Annotated in this window: 1 pseudogene; it reads left to right on the forward strand. The window is 48.4% G+C overall.

The features are described 5' to 3' along the window. Positions 1-655: pseudogene (locus A3750_RS04895) on the forward strand (peptidase M16); the annotation flags it as partial.

Consider the following 655-nt stretch of genomic DNA (forward strand, 5'->3'; position numbering starts at 1 on the left):
CGATGAGTCGATTCTTCCCAAGGTTGGTATTGAGGATGTTCCCGTTGAACTTTACTCGCCAACGAGCAAGACACTGTCAGGTTCTGATGAGCAGATAAAGATTACCGGTTACGAGCAGGGAACGAATGGTCTCGTGTATACGCAAGTCATTTTTGAATTGCCAGAGCTCAGCGCTGAGGAACAAGCCTTATTGCCGATTTATACTGCGGTTACGACGGAGCTTGGTGTGGGTGATGCGAGTTATCTCGAACTGCAAAATCAGCAGTCGGCATCAACGGGAGGTGTGCACGCTTTTACTTCGGTAAAAGGAGATATCGACGACGTACAAAATGTCAGTGGGGTGCTGGTGTATTCAGGTAAGGCATTACGTAGGAATGCAAGCGAGCTCATGTCATTGATTCATGATTTTATTCGCGACGTGCGTTACGACGAAGTAGAGCGCATTCGTGAAGTTGTCGCGCAGATGCGTGCACGTCGAGAGCAATCTGTTGTTAACGGTGGTCATAGTCTCGCAATGGGCGCGGCTTCAAGCAAGCTTAGTCCATCTGCAAACCTAAGTTACCGTTTGGGTGGTTTGGCCGGCATTAAGGCCTTGAAGACACTAGATGATGGCTTAAAAGATGAGCAGGCTCTAAGAGATTTGTCTAGCCAGCTA

The sequence above is a fragment of the Oleiphilus sp. HI0079 genome, assembly GCF_001635105.1.